Genomic DNA, 20,393 nt, shown 5'->3' on the forward strand with positions numbered 1-20,393 from the left:
TAAAAATGACTCTCTATCAGCCTTTTTTAGATTACGCCGTCCCCCTGCTCGGGGAGCGGCTTGACTTAGCTCCCTATCCGATTCCAGCAGGTTTTGAAAAAAAAGAATGTATTACTGGGAAAGGAAAAAAAGAGCAGTTGGTTGTCACTAGCAGCTATGCTTTTCAATCTCCCAAACTGCGACAAATTCGGGCGGCTCACGTTGAGGGCGGTGATGCTCTTCAGGTTTTAAATTTTGTAATTTTCCCCCAAATTAATTATGATTTGCCTTTTTTTGGGGCGGATTTGGTGACTTTACCGGGGGGACATTTGATTGCTTTGGATATGCAGCCGCTTTTTCATGATGCGGCTTATCAGAAGCAATACTCAGAGCCGATTTTACCGATTTTTAACAAGTATCAAAAAGATTTGCCCTGGGGGGGAGATTTTCCTGAAGAGGCAAAACCTTTCTTTTCTCCTGCTTTTCTGTGGACTCGTCCTAAGGAAACTGAGGCGGTGCAAACTCTTGTGTTTGATGCTTTTAAGGATTATCTACAAGCTTATCTCGATTTGGTCGATCGCGCGCAACCAGTCACGGACAGTCAGAGATTGGCCGAGATTCTTCAGGCTCAACGCAACTATATCAACTATCGTGCTGCGAAAGATCCTGCGAGGGGAATGTTTCTGCGCTTCTATGGTGAGGAGTGGACTGAGGAGTACATTCACGGTTTTCTATTCGATTTGGAACGCCATTTATAGGAAAATTAAAATTTGTTTGTAGTGAGGACTTTAGTCCTCTGAATTTGCGGACTAAAGTCCGCACTACAAACGGAATTTGCGGACTAAAGTCCGCACTACAAACGATATCTAACTTGCAAGACTTTGAGCTGTATTATTCCGAGTATAAGGGTTCCAAGTACCTAACTCTTTGGAACTGCGACTGCAAAGCATCGCTCTCGTTTCCGGGTTCAATCCTTGTACTAAGCTGAAATCAGCACCAGCAATACTTTGCAATTGATCTAAATTTGCTCCAGTCAAATCAGCAGCCCGTAAATCTGCACCTTGCAATTCAGCTCCAATTAACATGGCATTTCGCAAATAAGCACCAGTCAAAAAAGCATTCTGAAGATTAGCCCCACTTAAGGCCGCTCCTTCTAAATTTGCTCCCGTTAAATCTGCTCCGCTGAGATAAGCACCTCGCAGATTGCAATAACTTAAATCCGCTCCTCGGAGATTCGCTGCATTCAAAAAAGCTCCACTCAGACTAGCTTTCGGGCCAATAGCTTCGGATTTTTGGTAATTAAATCCTTCTGGCCACACAGTCTTGCTATCGTATAAGGCTAATTTTAATTTAGCTGCTTCTAGGTTGGCATCAACTAGATTGCAGCCTTGTAAATTAGCTCGAAAAAAATAACTTTCTTGTAAATTTGCTCCACTCAAATTGGCGTCTCGCAGATTAGCCCGCCGAAAATCTACTCCCTGGAGATTTGCACCTTGGAAATTAGTTTTGCTGAGGTTGGCACCAATCAAGTTTGCTCCGCTCAAATCAATCCCGGATAAATCCATTTGGCTGAGGTTGATTCCCTGGAGGTTGGTTTGAGCTAGACTTTTGCTTTCCTCGATAGCTTGTAAAACTTCTGTGAGAGTAAGGGGTTCAGAGAGGAAAAATGAGTGTTGACGAAGTACCATTATATTTTTGAAGATTTATTGATGGAATTGCTCAAAGTTGTCCGGTGTCATTTATCCTAGGATTTGACTGTTGTGCGATCGCCAGAAAGTTAATTTTCTTAACCAAAGTGCGATCGAATTTCCCGCCCATTCCCCCAGACAAGGGGACTTGCTTGGTTCCTCTCCCTAAATAGACATAAAAATGCTGCTAACACCACCGATGACTATGATGGATTTCTTTCGCAAGAGTGAGGGCATTTGGTTCACTCAGCGAACAGTGCATAATTTTGATGCTGCTGCTGCCGATGAGTCGGGAGAATCTAATGTCACTATTGATGTCTTATCAATGGATGATCCCAGAGTTTTAGAGGTTTGTCAACAGCAAAATGTTGATCCTGCTTTGGTTAGTGGGGGATGCAGTTTTATGTGGCAAGATAATTTGGACGATGCCATCCCGAACCAAAATTATGCTGCAATTCTGATTGATTTGCCGAATCCCAATAACCCCAAAAAGGGTAAGTTTCTCAGAAATAGAGGCTACGTTGAAGGTATTCCGGTAATTGGTATTTACAATTTTGCTGATGATGGGGTATTGACTATTGAGACGGAATATGAGACAAATCAAGGACAGGAACGCTGTTGGTTTATTAACGATCATTTTCGAGTGCGAGTGATGACCGTTCAAATGAGTAATGGGGTGAAACAAATGGCATACTGTTCTGAGCGTCGTTGTATTTCTCCGTCTGTTTTAGAAGAGTTGTTGGAACACAACCGCTTGAGAGTTTCTGAGGCTGGTGCGGTGTCCCGTTAAAGTCTCTAGAAAAAATGCTTTTTGATTTGTCAAATTCAACTATTGTCAATATTTTTTTAGGGCGGGCAGGATGCCCACCCCACAGGAAACTGGGCGGGCAGGATGCCCACCCCACAGGAAACTCAATCTTTTGTGGAACTGGCATCTTGCCAGTTCCTAAGAATGCTGTATTATGCGAGTTTAGTTAAACTCGATCGCCTAATTTTTTTCAACTGTTATTAAACTATCAAAACTATGTCTGAAAACGAAGACTTAACAACATCCCAAAGTGATGAATCTGCCGCAGGTTCAACTGAAGATTCAACACAGATAGACGCTGAGGAATTGGTGGAAGTGATTGCGGAATTTGAGCGGTATCGGGAACGTTTGGTGAGTGAAACGATGGCGGCGGCACAAAAGGCTAAGCTGCCACAGAAAGCAGCTATGGCTAAAATTGAGCCGGAACTTGCTAAAATTGATGCTGGGCTAGACAGTATGCGCGCTCAATTGGCGGCTATAACTACTAATAATTAGGTGCAATGATGGTCAATTCTAATACTCAATCTCCTGATGCTTCAATTGTGTTAGCTCATGCAGAAACAGATGCTTTGCTGCAAAAAGTTACTGAACAAATAGATTTAGATACTTTTGATGTTAATGATGCTGAGCTTTTGAAGAGTCTGGTGGAATGTTTGGGCGATACGCGGGGGATGACTCGACTGCGTTGTGCGGAAACTCTGGCGGAAATTGGTGAAGTTGCGACTCCTTTTTTGTTGGATGCTTTGGGAAATCATGTTAATCCGGTTGTGCGGCGTGCTGCGGGTAAAACTCTAACTTTGATTGGCGATCCGACTGCGGTTCCTAATTTAATTCATGCTTTATTGAATGATGAGGATACGGTGGTTAAGGGTTCGTCGATTGGGGCTTTGGCCAGGATTGGTGAACCTTCTGTGCAGCCTTTGTTGGATATTTTAGCATCGAAGGATGTGCCGGAAAGTACGATCGGTCATGCGGCTTGGGCGTTGGCGTTTATTGGGGCGGGTGCGAAGGAGTATTTGTATCGGGCAATAGCTTCAGATTCGCCTGTGGTGAGGGGTGCGGTGGTTGGTGCGATCGCCAAAGTCGCCCAGGAAGAGCCCAAACCGGACTTATTCGAGATTTTGGTGAAGTCTCTGACGGATGTGGATGTTGACGTGCGTTGCGAGGCGGCGGCTGCTTTGGGAAATCTCGCCTACAAGCCTGCAATCCCCAACCTGATTGAGTTGCTGCATGATGGCGATGGCGAAACTCGCAGGGCGGCGGCTTTGTCTTTGATGAAAGTGGGCGATCGAAGTGCGATCGAGCCGCTACAAACAGCCTTAGCGAAGGAATCGGAAGCGGCGATTCAAGGCGTAATTAAGTTAGCAATTTCTCAAATTAAGTAATTAAAAACATGACTGAATCTGAAACCGGGCGGATGTTGCTTTCTCATAACTTTGATATGCCAGAAGATGTTTTTCCGGCCTTGAGTCGAGAAGATTTAACTCTGGTATTTTTTGAGGGTTTAAGTCAATATCCTGAGATTAAGTGTCGTCAATTAAATCATGCTCATTGGATGGTAGAAGTTCTATTTCCTGCTGATTTTTCTCCGCCTAAAGTTGGGGAATTTTGCGCTGAAGCTTTGGTGAACAAGCGGATGAGTCAAGGGAAAGCTGATGATTCTTTTCCTGATATTTTGATTTTAGCGGGGTTTAAGAAGACTCCGCCATTGAGTGACGATCCTGAAGCGCTGCAAACCGGAGAATGGGGAGTTGATGTGGTGGAAACTCAGTCGGCTGAGAGTTTCTTGATGGCGATCGGCTGGGAGGACAAAACGGCTGGGAAAAGTATTGAGGATGTTTTTAAGGTTGAAAGGAGAAAAGGGTAAAAGGATAAAAGGCTGAGTTAACCAGCCGTGATATCTTTTTGATTGATACTGTTGAAACAACAACCAAACGTCACTCGATACTTAGTCTGCCATTTTTCAACTTTCCTCATCATCTTGTCCTGGTAAATCTAAAGCAATCATTAAAGCGCGATTAAGTTCGGCAATTTTTGCCTCTGAAAGCTTTCCCAGCATTTGCAAAAGTCTAGTTTTTGCCAATACCCGCACTTGATCCGCTTTAACAATTGAATCCCTTTCTAATCCTCCATCAGGAGCTTTAATCAAAACCTGAGATGGAAAAATGCGCTTGTTTTGTTGATAAGTGGTACAGGGAACTGCCAAAACGACTGGACTACTAGCATTAATTACGTCGCGACTGACTATAATCACCGGACGATTTCCCCCTTGTTCAGAACCTTCCACAGGATCGAGACGAGCTAAATAAACCTCTCCTCTTTTCATTCTTGAGACTCCGCTAATTTAAAAGCCTCCCAAGAAGCTGTAGCAAATTCAGCCTCCATCTGTAAAACTTCAGCTTGATATTCTGGATCGCTTGTCATTTCTGCTAGTGCTTCATCAATTTCAGCTCGTTTCAGCGCTGCTAATTCTCGACAAATAGCCCGCATAATAAATTCATCACGACTCTTGGCTTTTCCCTGGTTTACTGCTTTATCAGTCGCTTCTAGTAAATTAGCAGGGAGACTGATTTTTGCTTCAATTGTAGGATTAGACATGAAAATCACTCCTAAATGAAACCTGAATGTTCTCTAGATATCTATCTTAACTCTTTTTTTCAAAATAGTGATGGATTAGGCGATCGAGGATGTTTTAAGGTTGAAAGGAGAAAAGGGTAAAAGGTAAAAGTTGTTTGGAAAGTAAAAGCTCAGTCCCGAAGCGCTGATTTTGAAGTTTACCAAACTATCTATCTCCCCTCGATTAAATGATTGAACTGAAGTTTATTGGGTCTACTAATTTTGAGCATCCTATCCGGACGATCGTGAATCTCAGTTAAACGGTCATTAGTCTCAGTTGAGCGATTATTGCGTGTTTTTCCTTTGGGAATGCTAATATGACCGATACTGACAAAACGATATTCATAAGCATCAAGGAAGTTTTGTTGATGCCAAAATGCTTTGCCGATTTCCTTACAATAGTCAACAAAGCATTTTGCGCCCGTTAGTTGCTGGATAATTTTTGCATTCTGGTCTTTCTTTTTCTTCATCTCAATACAAAAGATGATTTTTTCTGTGGGAGTATCAGCAATGATGACAAAATCTGCGCGTTTGCACTGACCTTTTGAGCTGGTAAAAATCTTGCTTGGTGCTGGGAAAGCATCGGCTTTAATGACAATAACTTGAGCATCATCAGGCATTCCATCAATTGTGACAGAATAGTCAGCAGGCAGAGGCTCTTTGAGTGTAACTTGCTTTTTACCTTTGTGTTCTTCCAATGGCACTGTAGCAGTTTCTTGAATCATCTCTTTGAGGATCGCAATATCAGACATCAATCCTCACCCCAAACAATCGCTTCCTGAATCCGGTTCATTGTTTCAATCGTTGTATCAAAACTCCGGGCTTCAATACCCATTTCAGGGTCAATATCTGCTGGTGTCAGGGTTTGAAATTTATTTGTTGTTGTCTTCCCTACCTCTTCCGCAATATAAACTTTGATTTTGTTAGCCGAAATTAGCTCTACTTCTCGATAACCTTCTTCTTCAGCAATTCGCTTCAGATGAGGTTTGTCGTGGTTAAGCATAATCAATGTATTCAATTCTTTAATAATGTAATCGCTGTGGGTAGTGATAAAAACCTTAATACCCAGATTTACCAAGCGGGCAAATAGCCGTGCGACGCGGCGCTGGTTTTCAGGATGTAGATTCAATTCGGGTTCATCTATCATCAGTAAATCGCCAATTTGAGCCTCATGTTTTAGGTAAAAACCGATGTCTAATAGAGAACGCACAGCACTAGAACTTTCATCCATAGAAAGCTTGAGCCTTTTACCATTCGGCTCATAATAAAGTTCATCATTACGAGTAACAGTGTATTGACCACCGATTATGTCAGCAAAATCTGCCAGTATATCAGGATGTTTCTCGGCAAGAAAACTGCTTTTTTTGACAATCGTTTCCAGTTCCCTCGTAAAGTCAACGTTTGTTTTGATTGGCAAAGCATAGTCCTGATAAGCCTTAAATAAGAGTTCAATGGGATGGATATTATTGTTGCCTTTACCCATTTGTTCAAGCAATCTATTACGGGCAAAATTCAACTCTTTGCGAAAAATAGCTGCACCAGTTCTTTCTGCACTAGCGATAAAAGAACGAGGAATAATTTCGGCAAAAATAATATGTTTTAGTGCATCGGCAATGGTTTTTTTAAGTATTTCATTGGGGATTTTTGCCTTTTCTTTTTCAACTAGCAAGGTGACAACTAATTCTCTACTATCTTCTCTTTTGGTCATCGAGAATAGTTCGACATTTGCAGAGCCTAGTGTTGACTGAAATTGGCTTGCCAAGGTAATATTTTTGATGTCTAGGTTTACCTGAAACTCTGTTTTTTTAAATCGTTTAGCCTGTGCTGCAAAAATCTGAGGCAATTGCTGTGTATAAACTTGACAAGCTTTAAAAACAATTTGCTCTGCCTGTTTGACATATTCTTGTATGTCTAGATGGATTACGCCGTCAGCAAGGAGTTGCTGGATTTTGTTGTCGTTGATTTCGATCGCCAAAATCTGCCGCCAAGTAAACAAAAAGCCAAACAGTGCATAGGTAGCGTAGGTTTTCCCGGTATTGTTGCGACCACAAATAATTGTCAACTCACCCAGGGTGAACTCGGCTTGCTTGAGAGCACCAAGATTTTTGACTTTGATTTTCATTGGTGTCTTCCTTAGATTTGCAATGTGTCTCAGTTTAGTCTTTTTGCAGCCATAAACCTAACTATTCCGCACGCTTATAATTCATCACCAAATCCAACCGCGATAAGGAACTTGTCGCCGATTCCCGCACGTAGGAATCCACGGTTTCATCATTCGCAAATGTGGTGAGAACTTCTACACAACGCCGATCGCCCACAGAAGCCAGCGCACTCACGATCGCCACCTGTACCGCCACATTATCCGTTGTATTCAGCGATTCAACCAAAATCTCAAAGGCAGACGAACCCATCTGCCCCAAGGCCATCACTGCTGCAATATGCACCACAGGATTAGCGTCATCGATCGCCTTTTTCAATCCCTGCAAACCGACTTCCGGGAAAGACAACTCTGGATAGTTAATCGCAACTTGTGCTAGTGCTTTCGCTGCACTTCCTCGCACTGTCACGTTTTCACTGTTTAATAAGGCGTCAACTACCGCTGGTACGGCATCTTCGCCGATCGCACCCAACACCTTCACCGCCGCCCGACGATAAACCACATCTTCGTCATCTAAGATGGCCACCAGTCGAGGAATTGTATTTTCATCGCGAGAATCGGCTATTTCATACATCGCCCGATCGCGCATATGAGGATTCGGGTGTTTTAGTTGTTCAAACAAAGCGTCTGTTGTCATGATTTATGAAGGAAGAAGGAAGTTCGGCAACGGATTTTGTAACGGATGTAACGGATGTAACGGATGTAACGGATAGAAGGAAGGTTATCTTGGTTTAAAGTCGAGTATGAGCTTCTATTTTAGCTTGCACTAACCAATCGAGATTGGTCGCATCGGTTTGATAAGCGCTGAGATCGCCTAGTTTTTCGAGGGCAATTAAGGCAGCATACTGCAAATCCCAGATTTTTGTTGCCAAACAGGCTTGCAATTCTGGAATAGCACGTTTTTCTCCGAGCTCCCCTAGGGCGATCGCAGCGGCGGCACGGGATTTCTGAAACTGGGGTTGGGGGTTATTCAAAGCTTCCAGTAACAAATCGTAGGCGGGAGAGTGTTTGAGCCAACCAAACAATTTTATTACATGAAAATGCGCTCCATAGTCATTGTTTGCTTCTTCTGCAAAGGTGGCAAAAAGTGCAGCGGGTGCCTCCTCTGAATAATGTTCTAAAATTGTTTTAGTTGCTAGATAACAACGACCAAAATCTGTTTCGTATAATTGGTTAATCAGAAAAGGTAATTCTGGTAATTCTTCATAACTGTGGACTAAATCTAAATCCCTTGGTTCATCCCGTAAGGTTTGTTCTAAATAGGGTTGAATGGTACCAAAGGTAAGGGATTTGTCGGCGATTCCGGCTGCTGCTAGCATCCGAATTCCCCTGAGGCGAAAGACTAAAGATACGGGGCATTTGGCAATGTTGGGAATGGCCTCGTAGTGGTGGGCGTCAATCAAATCCTGAATTGATAGTCTGCGCCCTAGGACGTTTTTGTGTTGCAGCATGGCGACAACTTGTCCCATTTTAGAAAAGTCTCTGGTGAGGCGGCAAATTGCGGCGATCGCAGCACTAGCAGTCGGTGGATCGAGATCGTTAACAAATTTGCGAATTCTGGTCTCGGCTGGTTGATAATCTAATTTAGTCAGGGTGTGGATGATTACTCGGTAGGTTTGTCCTGGTTTTTCGAGCAATTGAGCTACTTCTTCTAAAATATCGCTGTCTTGAGTGCCAATTTCGCCGATCGCCCAAACGGCATTTTCGACGGTATAACAATCATCATCGCTCAAACAGGTGCGAATCACCGGTAATGCTTGAACAGCTTCGAGTCTTCCCAAGGTTTCCACTGACTTGCGGCGCACAATCCGGTTGTCTAGGGATGGATCGGTTTGCTCTACTGCTCGCATCAGTGCTGCGATCGATCGCTCTGTGGGAAAGTTTATCAAATGGGAAGCTGCTATGTAGCGAGAATCTTCTTCGCCGATTTGGTCTTGTGGCGTATCTAAAAGGGCGATCGCCTGGTCTTCTGTTAAATTAAAAAAACTAAGAAATCTTTTATCCATAAAATTAGCCGTCTGGGATTAATTGTAATATCAATTCCGCTTGAATGACCGCAATAATAAGTTCCTAGCGTTCGTAGTGCGGACTTGAGTCCGCTCCATCTTGCGGACTGAAGTCCGCACTACAAACCGGCTTAGCGTTCGTAGTGCGGGCTCCATCTTGCGGACTGAAGTCCGCACTACAAACCGGCTTAGCGTTCGTAGTGCGGACTTGAGTCCGCTCCATCTTGCGGACTAAAGTCCGCACTACAAACCGTTTTTCTTATTGGTAATCGATCGGACTCGATCTAACAGCATATCTCTATTTAAACAAAATAACAAGCCCAGGAATTCTTTACCCTTACTTTACCGAAATCGGTAGAGCAACGAGCCAAGATTTCCTAGACTTGTCGGGGTAAAAATTACCCGGTCACGACATTACAAACCTGTCTAAATTAATTAGGACAGGGAGTTGATGGCGTAGTCAAGAAGAGCATTGTACTCAGTCAAAGCTTGAGCAGACATATCGCGAGGAGTGCAACCGCGGTTACGAGCAAAGCTCAATGCTTCAACGTAAGGAGCAGTAGGCAAGCTCAAAGCGCGATAGACTTCGCGTTGACCAGCAATACCCCATTCATCAAGAGGGCCTGTGCCGCCAACTACCAAGCAGTATTGAACCAAGCGCAGGTAGTGCTTGATGTCGCGGTGGCATTTTGCTTTGAAAGTATCGGTGGAGTTAGCTTGACCGGCTTCGTTCAAGTAAGGATACTTTTTGATGCAAGCATCATAAGCTTCTTTAGCAACTGCATCCAGGTTGGCGCCCAATTTTTCAGCAGCTTCTAAACGAGCAGCAGAGCGTTGGATAGAACCTTGTACTGATTCTAAATCTGAGGTGCTAGGGAAGCGTCCTGCTGCATCAGCAGAAGCAATCGCGGTGGTGAGAACTGATTTCATTTCCTAAATCTCCTAAACTGATTTTGATTGTGAGCGTAGTTTCTATTTTGCTGAGCGAATTGCGATTAGCAATAAACTAGCTCAGGGCAGAAATGATGCGATCGAAGTAGCTGGAAGATTCAGCAACCAAGCTAGCGCAACGATCTTCAACTACGATTGTTCCCATTTTCCGCAACTTAGCACCAGCAAATTTTTCGCTGGGGTTGTCTTGGATGTGAGCAGCGGCTTGAGCCTTCATGATTTGAACTGCACGCACGGTGGAGGTGGTGGGTACGCCCAAAGCTGCATAGGTTTCTTTCAAACCATTCAAGCAACGGTCATCAAGAACTGAAGCATCACCAGCCAACAAAGCGTAGGTGACATAACGGAGGATGATTTCTGCATCGCGCAAGCAAGCAGCCATGCGACGGTTAGGGTAGCAGTTACCACCGGCTTGGATCAAGCCTTGGTTTTCGCAGATCATACCGGCAACAGCGTCAGAAACCATGCAGCTAGCGTTGCTGGCGATCGCGTTTACAGCATCCAAGCGTCGGTTGCCGCTGGCAACGAAAGCTCTAAGGGCAGCAATATCACCAACGGTGGAGGTGCTGGCATCGGCTGAAACTACAGCTCTTGAAAAAGCGTCAAGCATTGAGTTCTCCTTAACTTAGACGAAAAATTATTTTTTATCTCAGTTGGTCAACTTGGTGACGAACTTGATGGTCTTGAATATATCTAAGGACTGAGACAGAGGTCTCATTCCTGAGAAACAAAGTAACAATTTGTTACTTTGGTTGCTAAAAGCACATTTCTGCGGTTCTCTTGACAGGCTTGTATTATACGTGTAGTATAAGATCGGCAAGCAGAGGACAGACAAAAATATGAGTTTCCGTGGTTAGAGGACGTTTAAGACCGATCGACCTTTCGGGCGATCCGATCGGTGGAAGTACGATCGCCCAAGCTATTCGTAAAATTATCAATAATCCGGAAGAGGTAAGGTTATGGCGACAAATCTGTCGGTACGCTCTTACGCGGGCGATCGCGATTTAAGTGCGATCGCCGATTTAATCAATACTTGCGAAGCAGTCGATCGGCTTGAGGAAGGCATTTCTATCTCGGAATTGCAACAAGAATTTAACCAACCGTCCCTAGATTTAGCGCGCGATATCTGCCTTTGGGAAGATGCAAGTGGCAAATTAATCGGTTTCGCTCAGTTGTCGATTTCTGAACCAGCGGAAGTAACAGACGGTTGGCTGTGGTTTCGCGTTCACCCCCAGATGCGGGGAGGTGATGTGGAAGCAAGTGCGATCGCCTGGGGTGAAGTGCGGATGCGCGAAGTATCTGCTGTGCGCGGTTCACCCGTAAAGCTTCGATCCTCGACTCGGGCTGATGAGTGCGATCGCATTTCTTTGCTAACGAGTTGCGGTTTTAAGGCCGATCGCTATTTTTTCCGCATGGCGCGATCGCTTGCGGAACCGATTCCAGAACCGCAATTCCCCGAAGGTTTTGTGTTGCGTCAATTCCCCGGCGAAGAGGATGCGGAAGCTTGGGTTGAAATGTTCAACCAGTCGTTTATCGATCACTGGAATCACCACGATTTAACGGTTGAAAAATTCAAATACCATTTTGCCCAACCTGATTACAGAAATGATTTAGACTTGATCGCAGTTGCTGCTGACGGCACTTTTGCCGCTTTTTGCTACTGTGAAATTAATCCCGAAGAGAACGATCGCACTGGACGAAATGAAGGCTGGATTGCTGTTCTCGGTACGCGGCGCGGTTTCCGCAAACTTGGATTGGGACGGGCGATGTTGCTGGCTGGTTTGCAACGACTAAAAGCTGCCGGTGTCGAAACTGCGATTCTCGGCGTGGATGCTGCAAATCCTTCCGGTGCATTAAGACTTTACGAGTCTGCGGGGTTCCACAATATTCGCAATAGCATTTCTTATATTAAGGATGTTTAAACAGTTGACAGTTGACAGTTGATAGTTGACAGTTCCCCACCTAAAACCTAAACTTCACACCTAATACCTAGTAGCTACTCCGGAACAGGCTGCGTACCCTGTGTCCCTCGGATTTGTGCTTTTCTAGAGGGTTTTAGCCAAAATCAAAAAACTTTTCCTACCCCCTTGACACTTCTGTAGTATGCGTGTAGTATAAACATATGGAAAGGGCAGGAGAGCCAAAAACCTGTATTTTCCGTACCAAATCTGAACCTTGACAACTAAATAGCGTTCGAGATTTCAAGGAACATCAATTTGAAAGTCTTGCAATAGAGACTTAATTGTCATGTTGTTACTTTTCACGGGACTGTTCAGTTACAGACTGACTCCACCTGAGTCAGATATTGTACCAAAACAGCCGAATTTCAACGAATCTGGGGCGGATTCAGAACAGCACAGTTGCGATCGAGTGCGATCGGCCCAAAAGACTGAAGAAATCCGCCATCTCAAACAAGCTTACCATTTAGAGCGGCGTTTGTTTGTGTAAAAACTGTCGTGCGGGCGCAGATGCGAATGCTGGCAAATTTTACCGACTAACGCCACAACTAAAGAGTAGGAAAGCTACTAATTCAAAATCTAAAATCTAAAATCTAAAATCTAAAATCGCTTAAGGAGGTAACAGTTATGGTTCACATTCGTTTTGAAGGACGTTCCTATGATGTGGCAGAAAACCAACTGGGTATCACGGCAGGAATGAGCGACAAAACAATTCAGGAACGTCTAGCCAATCATTTTGATGTCAAGAGCGATCGCTTCGAGTCTTACGTCCTCGATCGCCGTCCCAGCGGTGATTTAATTGTTCGCCCAGAGGCAGTTTACGGCTAGGAATTTGCTTTTATTCCGCGCCCTAATTCGAGAAGCATACACACATTAGGGTTCTAGTTCTGAAAAGATTGCGGGTTCAAGTCCCGCTGAAGGCTTCGGCTTTTATGGTGAAATGGTAAACACGCTAGAAGTTGTCAAAAGCTTTTCAAACTTGCGCGGTATAAAAAATCATCAATTGTCAGGCGCACCCCAACTAAAGAAGCTTACAAACTGTTTGACAGTTGACAGTTGACAGTTGACAGTTGACAGTTTGAGACCGACCTCTATATAGAAGAAAGAGGATTGGAGCAATCAATTTTACTTTGCCGCGAGGCTTAAAAAACAAAGCTTCTCTGACTCGTGCGCCACCTCTCATACTTGAAGTTACACAATCGTTGATTTGTAGGGTGCGTCAGACAAAGTTCTCAAGCAATTATCGAATATTTCGGATCTGACGCACCCTACCATATATGCTATCACGCGGTTAAAAGTTCCACTTCGCGCCCTCACAAAGGAAGCTTACATACTAGCTCTTGGTAGAGCATTTCTCTCTTAAAGAAAAGGTTGCGGGTTCAACTCCTGCGTATGAACAACGGCTTTCTTGACTTGCGCGAAGTGACTTTTTTCTCAAAACATTTTGATTCATTTTCTTCGTAAAAAAGGTTTGTAGTGAGGACTTTAGTCCGCAGAAGAAGAAGGACTGAAGTCCTCACTACAAGCCTGTATTTTCAGTTCCGCGCCCTAACATAGGAAGCGCATACACACAATTCAACCAATTGGTCGCAGGTTCAAATCCTGTCAGTCTCGTTTAAGAGGCTGTAGCTCAGGGGTAGAGCAATCGGTATGTTAAACCGCTTTTTCAAACTTGCGCGGAACTTCCAATTTTTCAATAACTAAATTCCTTGTTACAAACGAAACATTTCGCGCCCTAACTGATGAAGCTTACACACTTTCGTAAATATAACGGCCCTAAGGTAGCGACATTCGAGCGATCGAATTAGCGAAGCATTCCGAGTCTCTCGTTCTAGATTAGGTTTGCGTGTCCACTGCTAGCTAAAACTGGTAATGACGGCTGTGTTTAAAGCTTTTTTGACTTGCGCGAAGTGTTTTAAATCTTATCAAGTTTTACATGAATTGCTCGTGGGTGGCTAGAAACCAGGTTTATTACGCTTTTTATTCGGGATAGTCCGTAGATTAGGTAAACAAATCTGTTTTTTTTCAAAAGTTCATCCATGAGTAGAATAATTTAACTTACAATTTTCAATTGCTATGAGCGAACATCGATTAGATAGAATCGTCATCGAACGGCCTCGCGGTGGCTGGAGATCTAGCTTAAAAAAAGTTCCAGGAAACCGGAGACATCTGAAAGAAATCACTGAGGCAGCTTGCACAGATGGAATCTTTAACCCTTATCTACTCAAGCTGAAAAGAAAAAGCAAATATTTTTCTGATTGTCTGGGGCCTTTATCTCGCTGGCTGCGGAGCAAAGTAGGACAAGATTGGGATGATGTCTACCACGAATTGTGTCAAATTCTTGATATAACTACGCTGTCTGGAAAACATATTCTCTCCCATGTTTGGGGTTATGTTGAAAGAGATGCTGTGTTGATTGATGGAATTGTTTACGATCGCCGATATGGGCGCCAACTTGGTTCTTGGAGGGAGGAACTTTACGTTCACCCTGAGACGCAGATACTCTGCTTGGCAAATAAGGTACGAAAGTTGCCTCCAAAAAAGCCTGATGATTTTCTCAAAATCGATGATTACCATCATTATCGAAAGATAGATGGCATTTGGTATCTTTTTGAGCTGGCAGATATGGAAGAATTGGAGGTAACTAAATATTACTCCCGTGTCAAAACATGGAAGTACACGACGAGCAAACGTCAATGCAACAAGAAGCAAATTAAGTTCATCACCGAACAACTCAGTAAAAGTTAGAAGACTTGGTTTGTAGTGAGGACTTTAGTCCTCAAAAAGAACTGTGGTATTAGCCATGAACAAAAAAGTTCCAATTTACAGATCGCCCTACGAGATAGATACCCTCCTCCACGGCTTCCAAGAATGCACCCTCCCGCGCAGCGAGTGGACGCACGAAGCACATTTAACCGTTGCTTTATGGTATTTTCTGCTGGGCGAATCGGACTCAGAGGCGATCGCTGCGATTCGCAATGGCATCAAACGTTATAACTCTGTGCATGGCATTGAAAGCACGCCAAACAGCGGATATCACGAAACGCTAACCCTGTTTTGGGCGCAAAATGTGCGCGAGTATCTGGCAGATAGAGGCCGGAATCGCTCGATCGTACATTTAGCTAACGGTTTGATTGCAGAATATAGCGATCGCACTTTACCCTTTCACCACTACACCCGCGAACACCTGATGTCTTGGGAAGCCCGGAATAATTGGGTTGAACCGGATTTAATGGCGATCCAAATCCCAGAATTTTGCCTGAAATAGTTTTAAAATAGCAGTTGTTGCCGCGCCCCAATCCGAAGAGCTTACATACCAATTTAATATGAAGTTGCACATATCCGGATCCCCCTAAATCCCCCTTAAGAAGGGGGACTTTGAGTAACTCTTGTCCCCCCCTTATTAAGGGGGGTTAGGGGGGATCAGATTCTATGCCGCTTCACAGAAAAATGGTATTACATACCAACCCTATTAAGGTTAAAAAAATAAAGCTCCTCAAACTTGCGCGGTGACTCCGATATTCATTGCCAAGCGTGCAACAACTGCCACCGCTGATTTTTGGATATTCCTAATCATTGAAAATCCAAAATCGCCAATCCAAAACCACAACTGGAGGCAGCACCAATGAATACAGCAGAGCGCGATTTACGTTTAGAAATGCTTAACAGTCTGCTCACCACACCTCACCGCCAACTGGAAAAGGTGACAGAAATTCACAAGTTAATTATCGAATTAGATCCGATTTTTTACGGTCATTTAGCCGTGTGGTATCAACGTCACGGCGACGTGCGCGACCACAAGGAAGTTTTTGCCGGAAACTTGCTGACTTCGGCGCTCACAGAGCACCGAGATGCCGGATTTATGATGTTACAAGAGTTCCCACCCTACGAGGTTTCGAGGATTGTGGACTTTATGAAGCAGCACCAGAATAAGCTGCCTCGCAGCGCGCGCACTGCTGTCACTCGCTATCTGCGATCGCGCGAAAAGAATCCCCAGTTTTTCGATCGCGCCGCCATCCGCAACCGCAAGGCGATGAAGCACTTATACGCGACTCTGCACGTCAAGCCGAGCGATCGAGCTAATGCTATTCTGTTTAAAGACAATCCACCGGAAGACTCGCTGGCATTTGTTTTGAAGCAGTTAGCAAAGGCTGCGACTCCTGCGGAACAGGCGAATTTGATTGTTGAGTACAAGATTCCCTATACGATCGCGATTGGTGCGATCAAAATGCTGACGCCAACGGTATTAGCAGCCCTGATTAACTCGATGTCGCCGCAGGAAGTAATCAACAACCTGAAATCGATTCAGTCTCGCGGTGCGATGGATCACCCGGATGTCAAGCTGTTGATTGACTCGAAGTTAGATGAAGCCGCCAAGTGCGATCGAGTTTCTGCATACAAAGCGAGTGTTGCCGGTGCGGGCGCGAAGTTCGACGCAGCCACGGCGGCGAAGCTGGAAGCGGTGACTAACGAACAGGTGAAGAAGCGCGGCAAGATTGTTAAAGCCACCGGTTTGTTGGTTGACAAGTCGGGAAGTATGGAAAGTGCGATCGAAGTTGGCAAGCGTCTCGCTGCCATGATTTCGGGCATTTCCGAGGCTGCGCTGTACGTCTACGCCTTTGACACGATGCCGTATCCAGTGCAAGCAAACGGCAGCGAATTGACCGATTGGGAGCGCGCATTCAAGCACATTCGCGCAGGCGGCGGCACAAGTTGCGGTTGCGCGATCGAAGCAATGCGGATTAAGAAGCAGGTAGTTGAGCAATTCATTATGGTAACAGATGAAGGCGAAAACGCTTCACCTTATTTTGCAGATGCTTATCAGAAATACTGCCAGACTTTGGGCGTAATTCCTGATGTGGTGATTGTGCGAGTTGGCGCTTACTGCGAATATGTTGAAAAACAATTGAAGGAGAAGCAAGTTTCGGTAGAAACGTTTACGTTTGCGGGTGATTATTACTCGCTGCCCAACTTAGTGCCAATGTTGTCTCGTCCTTCGCGGCTGGAATTGTTGATGGAAATTCTGGATGTGGCTTTGCCAGTCAGGGATGATAAACAGTTGACAGTTGACAGTTGACAGTTGACAGTTGACAGAGGTCGTAGGAGGTTTTTTCTATGGGGATTTATATCATATTTTGTCGGTTGACCGCAATAAAATAGGTTCGTAGTGCGGACTTCAGTCCGTATAATGCGGACTGAAGTCCGCACTACAAACTTTGATTGTTATGGTAATTGACCGGATATGATATTACACCCCACTCTAAAAACATTACACCGGGAGTATCTCAGTTTTGTAAAAAGCTTTTTTTCTTTGAGTGCGAGCTGAAAAACTCGCGTATTGTACAATACGCGAACTCTTGAGGTGCTGGCACTATAAATACAAAGCTGAGATGCTCTCCATATAGACCAACCTGCGGGGGTTTAAAACTCATGAATTCTGATAAATGATATAATCGAGTATGGCTCGTCAGTAAAGCTGGCGGGGCCTGCTCGCAAATTGAGTGGGAGTTAGAATTTTATGTCAACTGAGATTGCATACATTGAAGCTCAAGCAAATTTAGAAAATCTCTGCGATCGCGCTGTTGAAACTGGGGAAGTAATAGTTATTACTAGATCTAACGGCAAAAATGCGGTTTTAATTTCTGAGGCAGAATTAGAAAGCTTGCTAGAAACGCTTTATTTGCTGCGATCGCCTGCCAATGCAACTCGCTTGTTAACGGCACTGAAGCGAGCTAAATCAAGAGTCATTCAACCTCAAACACTCGATGAAATTTGCAAAAGATTTGGACTTGATGAAGATGACGATACTGAAAATGAGGTAGCGATCGCCAGTTAAACCATTGATGACCAAATCGCAATCTTCAACGCTGGCAGACTATGTATAGCCTTTTTCAAAAAGATGAGGTATAACTGACAGCTTATATAACTACTAAACTCTTAGGGCCCAAGCCCAACAACATACCTCAACGCCCCAATCCCCTGAAGGCGGTGTTGGAGTTTCGGGAACGAGTTAGAGAAAATTTAGGCAAAAATTGAGATTGAATAATGTACTGTCGCTTGCAAACTCTTTGGTTTATTCTAATTATTAGTTATCTCTGTGTTGCGTGTCAATCGCTAAAAAGCCTCCAGCCAATTTCTGTTCCAACTGTCCAGTTAAATCCCGAAACAGTTCCGGTGACTTCGCCGATAGTTCGTCAAGTGCTCGATAATGCGATCGCCCAAACTAAAATCACCAATTCCTACGATCCTGCTTATGTAGCGATTCCCTACCCTGGTGGCGATGTACCGATGACTACAGGTGTTTGCACGGATGTCATAATTCGCGCATTTCGCCAAGCAAAAGTGGATTTGCAACAAGAGGTACATCAAGATATGCGACAGAACTTTGCCGCCTATCCAAAAGATTGGAATTTGACCGCCACAGATCCGAATATCGATCATCGCCGAGTGCCTAATTTGATGGTATTTTTTGAAAGAAAAGGTAAATCGTTACCGATTACTGACAATGCAGCTAATTATCAACCGGGGGATGTAGTAACATGGAATCTAGGCGGAGGCGAGTCTCATATCGGGATAGTTAGCAACGTGCGATCGCCCTCGGGAAGATTTGCGATCGTTCACAATATCGGTGCAGGGACTAAATTGGAAGATGTGCTCTTCAATTGGAAGATTATCGGCCATTATCGATATTTTTGAATTGCATCGAAAGTCGATCGCACTTTACTCCACTCCCAAACATCTCCCTCAATCAATCTTCTCAAGTGGCAACTTTTTCCCGATTATCAACTCTTCTCTAATTTTCTCGATAATTTCCAGTAACTCAGGATTCGCGATGGATGAAACTAACTGCGAATCCGCAGCAGCCAAAGCAGCGCGCAGCTTGGGAGAAGTGAGTGTAGGATATTTCTCTAAAACTTGCTCTTCAGTCCATCCCGCCGCAAACAGCCCCAACAGGAATTCTACAGACAATCGAGTTTCTGCCGCTGGTGGTTGAATTGTTGAAGTTTTCGGGTTGGGATGAATGAGCTTTCGCCAGTCCATTATTTTAAGTTAAACGATTTGGGAAGACTTCGCTGATTATACTGCATTCAGACCCAGTATAAATACTGGGACTGTTAACTCTCTCTGTAAATTGATATCGCAGGTGATTTCCCAATTTTGTAATTAAATTGTTATGACGATCGCAGTGCGGCACTTTCTTATAGACTAGACTGGTAGGGTGCCGATCGGGCGATCGTCTTTTTTCATTTTGTCAGTTTCAATAGCAAATCGCGTTAGCGAAGCCCTAGAAGGCGATCGCACTTCGATCTCCACCCACTGTGTAACCCACCGTGCAACTCACAGTACAACTACTTTAACTTCTTAAAACTATGGGAAAAAAGTCGAAAGCCAAAAAATCCCAGGTCAAAAAATCCACTTTGCTGTCCCAGCGACTCCAAGAAGCCCTCGATCGAGGCAGTAAAGTTTGGATTAAAACAAATAATAGTAGTTTCGGCGGCATCCCGATTAATTTGTTCGGGGAGTTTGCTGAACTTTTGGTGATAGTTCCCCCTAACGAACACGGGGAAAATACCGATGCTTACGGACAAGTTACGTGGTTAATTCGACTTTCTGATATTATTGCACTCGCCTATCCTACTGAATACTGGTCTAAAGATAGATTAGAAAGTTTGCTGCCGCCGGATGCAGTTACCTCTGAAGTAGGAGATTAATTTGGTAAGGTGCGCTGCGGCGCACCCTACTTTTACTACTTGTACTCGGGTGTTTGCGGTGCTTGTGGCGCACCCTAATTTTACTTTTGTTTTCTCCGGTGCTTAGGATATACCATAGTTTTACTGTGGTTTTCGCAGTGACGCCGCATATAAAATAGTCTATTTTGGGCAGAAGCATTGATATCATATCCCCACAAAACGAGCGCATAAGAAAATAGGTTTGTAGTGAGGACTTCAGTCCTTCTTTTTCTGCGGACTAAAGTCCTCACTACAAACCGTATAAGAAAATAGGTTTGTAGTGAGGACTTCAGTCCTTCTTTTTCTGCGGACTAAAGTCCTCACTACAAACCGTATAAGAAAATAGGTTTGTAGTGAGGACTTCAGTCCTTCTTTTCTGCGGACTAAAGTCCTCACTACAAACCGTATAAGAAAATAGGTTTGTAGTGAGGACTTCAGTCCTTCTTTTTCTGCGGACTAAAGTCCTCACTACAAACCGTATAAGAAAATAGGTTTGTAG

General features: G+C 44.2%; 26 protein-coding genes and 1 tRNA gene. 16 read left to right on the forward strand and 11 right to left on the reverse strand.

What is annotated here, in order from left to right; genetic code table 11:
• The first annotated feature begins 5 nt into the window (after window positions 1-5).
• Window positions 6-737 (forward strand): phycoerythrobilin:ferredoxin oxidoreductase, encoded by a 732-nt coding sequence (locus QZ918_RS21750; RefSeq protein ID WP_293338277.1) that lies wholly within the window; start codon window positions 6-8, stop codon window positions 735-737.
• A 108-nt stretch (window positions 738-845) separates the two neighbouring features.
• Here the strand turns inward: QZ918_RS21750 and QZ918_RS21755 are convergent, their stop codons facing one another.
• Complete coding sequence (locus QZ918_RS21755; protein ID WP_293338279.1) at window positions 846-1,667, reverse strand: pentapeptide repeat-containing protein; 822 nt, start codon at window positions 1,665-1,667, stop codon at window positions 846-848.
• 181 nt (window positions 1,668-1,848) lie between these two features.
• Here QZ918_RS21755 and QZ918_RS21760 point away from each other — a divergent pair, with 181 nt between their 5' ends.
• The 4 genes from QZ918_RS21760 (at window position 1,849) to QZ918_RS21775 (ending at window position 4,342) form a co-directional block, all read left to right on the forward strand.
• Window positions 1,849-2,457 (forward strand): phycobiliprotein lyase, encoded by a 609-nt coding sequence (locus QZ918_RS21760; protein ID WP_293338281.1) that lies wholly within the window; start codon window positions 1,849-1,851, stop codon window positions 2,455-2,457.
• Between the two features lie 234 nt (window positions 2,458-2,691).
• Entirely contained in the window at window positions 2,692-2,970 is a 279-nt protein-coding gene (locus QZ918_RS21765; RefSeq protein ID WP_293338283.1) for a DUF8630 family protein, read from the forward strand.
• Between the two features lie 5 nt (window positions 2,971-2,975).
• A complete protein-coding gene (locus tag QZ918_RS21770; protein WP_293338285.1) occupies window positions 2,976-3,860 on the forward strand; it encodes a HEAT repeat domain-containing protein in 885 nt (294 codons plus the stop codon).
• 8 nt (window positions 3,861-3,868) lie between these two features.
• Window positions 3,869-4,342: a DUF2656 domain-containing protein gene (locus tag QZ918_RS21775; RefSeq protein WP_293338287.1), complete on the forward strand. Its 474-nt coding sequence runs from the start codon at window positions 3,869-3,871 to the stop codon at window positions 4,340-4,342.
• Between the two features lie 96 nt (window positions 4,343-4,438).
• Here QZ918_RS21775 and QZ918_RS21780 read toward each other — a convergent pair whose 3' ends face one another.
• From QZ918_RS21780 to cpeB, 9 genes are all read right to left on the reverse strand, one after another.
• Window positions 4,439-4,801, reverse strand: a complete 363-nt coding sequence (locus QZ918_RS21780) for a type II toxin-antitoxin system PemK/MazF family toxin (RefSeq protein WP_293338289.1) — start codon at window positions 4,799-4,801, stop codon at window positions 4,439-4,441.
• Entirely contained in the window at window positions 4,798-5,073 is a 276-nt protein-coding gene (locus QZ918_RS21785) for a ribbon-helix-helix domain-containing protein (protein ID WP_293150304.1), read from the reverse strand. The genes QZ918_RS21780 and QZ918_RS21785 overlap by 4 nt, the downstream gene beginning before the upstream one ends.
• A gap of 188 nt (window positions 5,074-5,261) precedes the next feature.
• Complete coding sequence (locus tag QZ918_RS21790) at window positions 5,262-5,843, reverse strand: hypothetical protein (protein ID WP_293338291.1); 582 nt, start codon at window positions 5,841-5,843, stop codon at window positions 5,262-5,264.
• On the reverse strand, window positions 5,843-7,213 hold the full coding sequence (locus QZ918_RS21795) for an AAA family ATPase (RefSeq protein ID WP_293338292.1): 1,371 nt from the start codon (window positions 7,211-7,213) through the stop codon (window positions 5,843-5,845). Before QZ918_RS21795 ends, QZ918_RS21790 begins: the two co-directional genes overlap by 1 nt.
• 61 nt (window positions 7,214-7,274) lie before the next feature.
• A complete protein-coding gene (locus QZ918_RS21800) occupies window positions 7,275-7,886 on the reverse strand; it encodes a HEAT repeat domain-containing protein (protein ID WP_293338294.1) in 612 nt (203 codons plus the stop codon).
• A gap of 94 nt (window positions 7,887-7,980) precedes the next feature.
• On the reverse strand, window positions 7,981-9,255 hold the full coding sequence (gene cpeY / locus QZ918_RS21805) for a C-phycoerythrin alpha-cysteine-82 phycoerythrobilin lyase CpeY (RefSeq protein WP_293338296.1): 1,275 nt from the start codon (window positions 9,253-9,255) through the stop codon (window positions 7,981-7,983).
• A gap of 64 nt (window positions 9,256-9,319) precedes the next feature.
• Entirely contained in the window at window positions 9,320-9,499 is a 180-nt protein-coding gene (locus tag QZ918_RS21810; protein WP_293338298.1) for a hypothetical protein, read from the reverse strand.
• A 191-nt stretch (window positions 9,500-9,690) separates the two neighbouring features.
• A complete protein-coding gene (cpeA, locus tag QZ918_RS21815) occupies window positions 9,691-10,185 on the reverse strand; it encodes a C-phycoerythrin subunit alpha (RefSeq protein WP_293150296.1) in 495 nt (164 codons plus the stop codon).
• A gap of 76 nt (window positions 10,186-10,261) precedes the next feature.
• Window positions 10,262-10,816 (reverse strand): phycoerythrin subunit beta, encoded by a 555-nt coding sequence (cpeB, locus tag QZ918_RS21820; protein WP_293150294.1) that lies wholly within the window; start codon window positions 10,814-10,816, stop codon window positions 10,262-10,264.
• 239 nt (window positions 10,817-11,055) lie between these two features.
• Here cpeB and QZ918_RS21825 point away from each other — a divergent pair, with 239 nt between their 5' ends.
• From QZ918_RS21825 to QZ918_RS21870, 10 genes are all read left to right on the forward strand, one after another.
• Window positions 11,056-11,214 (forward strand): hypothetical protein, encoded by a 159-nt coding sequence (locus QZ918_RS21825; protein WP_293338300.1) that lies wholly within the window; start codon window positions 11,056-11,058, stop codon window positions 11,212-11,214.
• Window positions 11,166-12,128, forward strand: a complete 963-nt coding sequence (locus QZ918_RS21830) for a GNAT family N-acetyltransferase (protein ID WP_293338302.1) — start codon at window positions 11,166-11,168, stop codon at window positions 12,126-12,128. The genes QZ918_RS21825 and QZ918_RS21830 overlap by 49 nt, the downstream gene beginning before the upstream one ends.
• 325 nt (window positions 12,129-12,453) lie before the next feature.
• Entirely contained in the window at window positions 12,454-12,654 is a 201-nt protein-coding gene (locus QZ918_RS21835) for a radical SAM protein (protein ID WP_293338304.1), read from the forward strand.
• Between the two features lie 137 nt (window positions 12,655-12,791).
• Entirely contained in the window at window positions 12,792-12,992 is a 201-nt protein-coding gene (locus QZ918_RS21840; protein ID WP_293150288.1) for a hypothetical protein, read from the forward strand.
• 499 nt (window positions 12,993-13,491) lie between these two features.
• A tRNA-Lys gene (locus tag QZ918_RS21845) sits at window positions 13,492-13,559 on the forward strand.
• Between the two features lie 681 nt (window positions 13,560-14,240).
• Window positions 14,241-14,912, forward strand: coding sequence for a hypothetical protein (locus QZ918_RS21850; RefSeq protein ID WP_293338306.1), 672 nt, complete (start codon window positions 14,241-14,243; stop codon window positions 14,910-14,912).
• A gap of 55 nt (window positions 14,913-14,967) precedes the next feature.
• A complete protein-coding gene (locus QZ918_RS21855; protein WP_293338308.1) occupies window positions 14,968-15,432 on the forward strand; it encodes a hypothetical protein in 465 nt (154 codons plus the stop codon).
• Window positions 15,433-15,789: 357 nt separating this feature from the next.
• Window positions 15,790-17,241, forward strand: coding sequence for a vWA domain-containing protein (locus tag QZ918_RS21860; protein WP_293338310.1), 1,452 nt, complete (start codon window positions 15,790-15,792; stop codon window positions 17,239-17,241).
• A gap of 441 nt (window positions 17,242-17,682) precedes the next feature.
• A complete protein-coding gene (locus QZ918_RS21865) occupies window positions 17,683-18,000 on the forward strand; it encodes a type II toxin-antitoxin system Phd/YefM family antitoxin (RefSeq protein WP_293338312.1) in 318 nt (105 codons plus the stop codon).
• A gap of 209 nt (window positions 18,001-18,209) precedes the next feature.
• Window positions 18,210-18,860 (forward strand): DUF1287 domain-containing protein, encoded by a 651-nt coding sequence (locus QZ918_RS21870; protein WP_293338314.1) that lies wholly within the window; start codon window positions 18,210-18,212, stop codon window positions 18,858-18,860.
• A gap of 48 nt (window positions 18,861-18,908) precedes the next feature.
• Here the strand turns inward: QZ918_RS21870 and QZ918_RS21875 are convergent, their stop codons facing one another.
• Window positions 18,909-19,205 carry a DUF433 domain-containing protein gene (locus QZ918_RS21875; RefSeq protein WP_293338316.1) on the reverse strand — a complete coding sequence of 99 codons (297 nt, stop codon included), beginning with the start codon at window positions 19,203-19,205 and terminating at the stop codon, window positions 18,909-18,911.
• Window positions 19,206-19,534: 329 nt separating this feature from the next.
• On the opposite strand from QZ918_RS21875, the gene QZ918_RS21880 reads away from it, so the two are divergent.
• Window positions 19,535-19,876: a hypothetical protein gene (locus tag QZ918_RS21880; protein WP_293150273.1), complete on the forward strand. Its 342-nt coding sequence runs from the start codon at window positions 19,535-19,537 to the stop codon at window positions 19,874-19,876.
• The last annotated feature ends 517 nt before the right edge of the window (window positions 19,877-20,393 follow it).

The sequence above is a fragment of the Microcoleus sp. CAWBG58 genome, from assembly GCF_020883045.1.
GTDB lineage: Bacteria > Cyanobacteriota > Cyanobacteriia > Cyanobacteriales > Microcoleaceae > Microcoleus.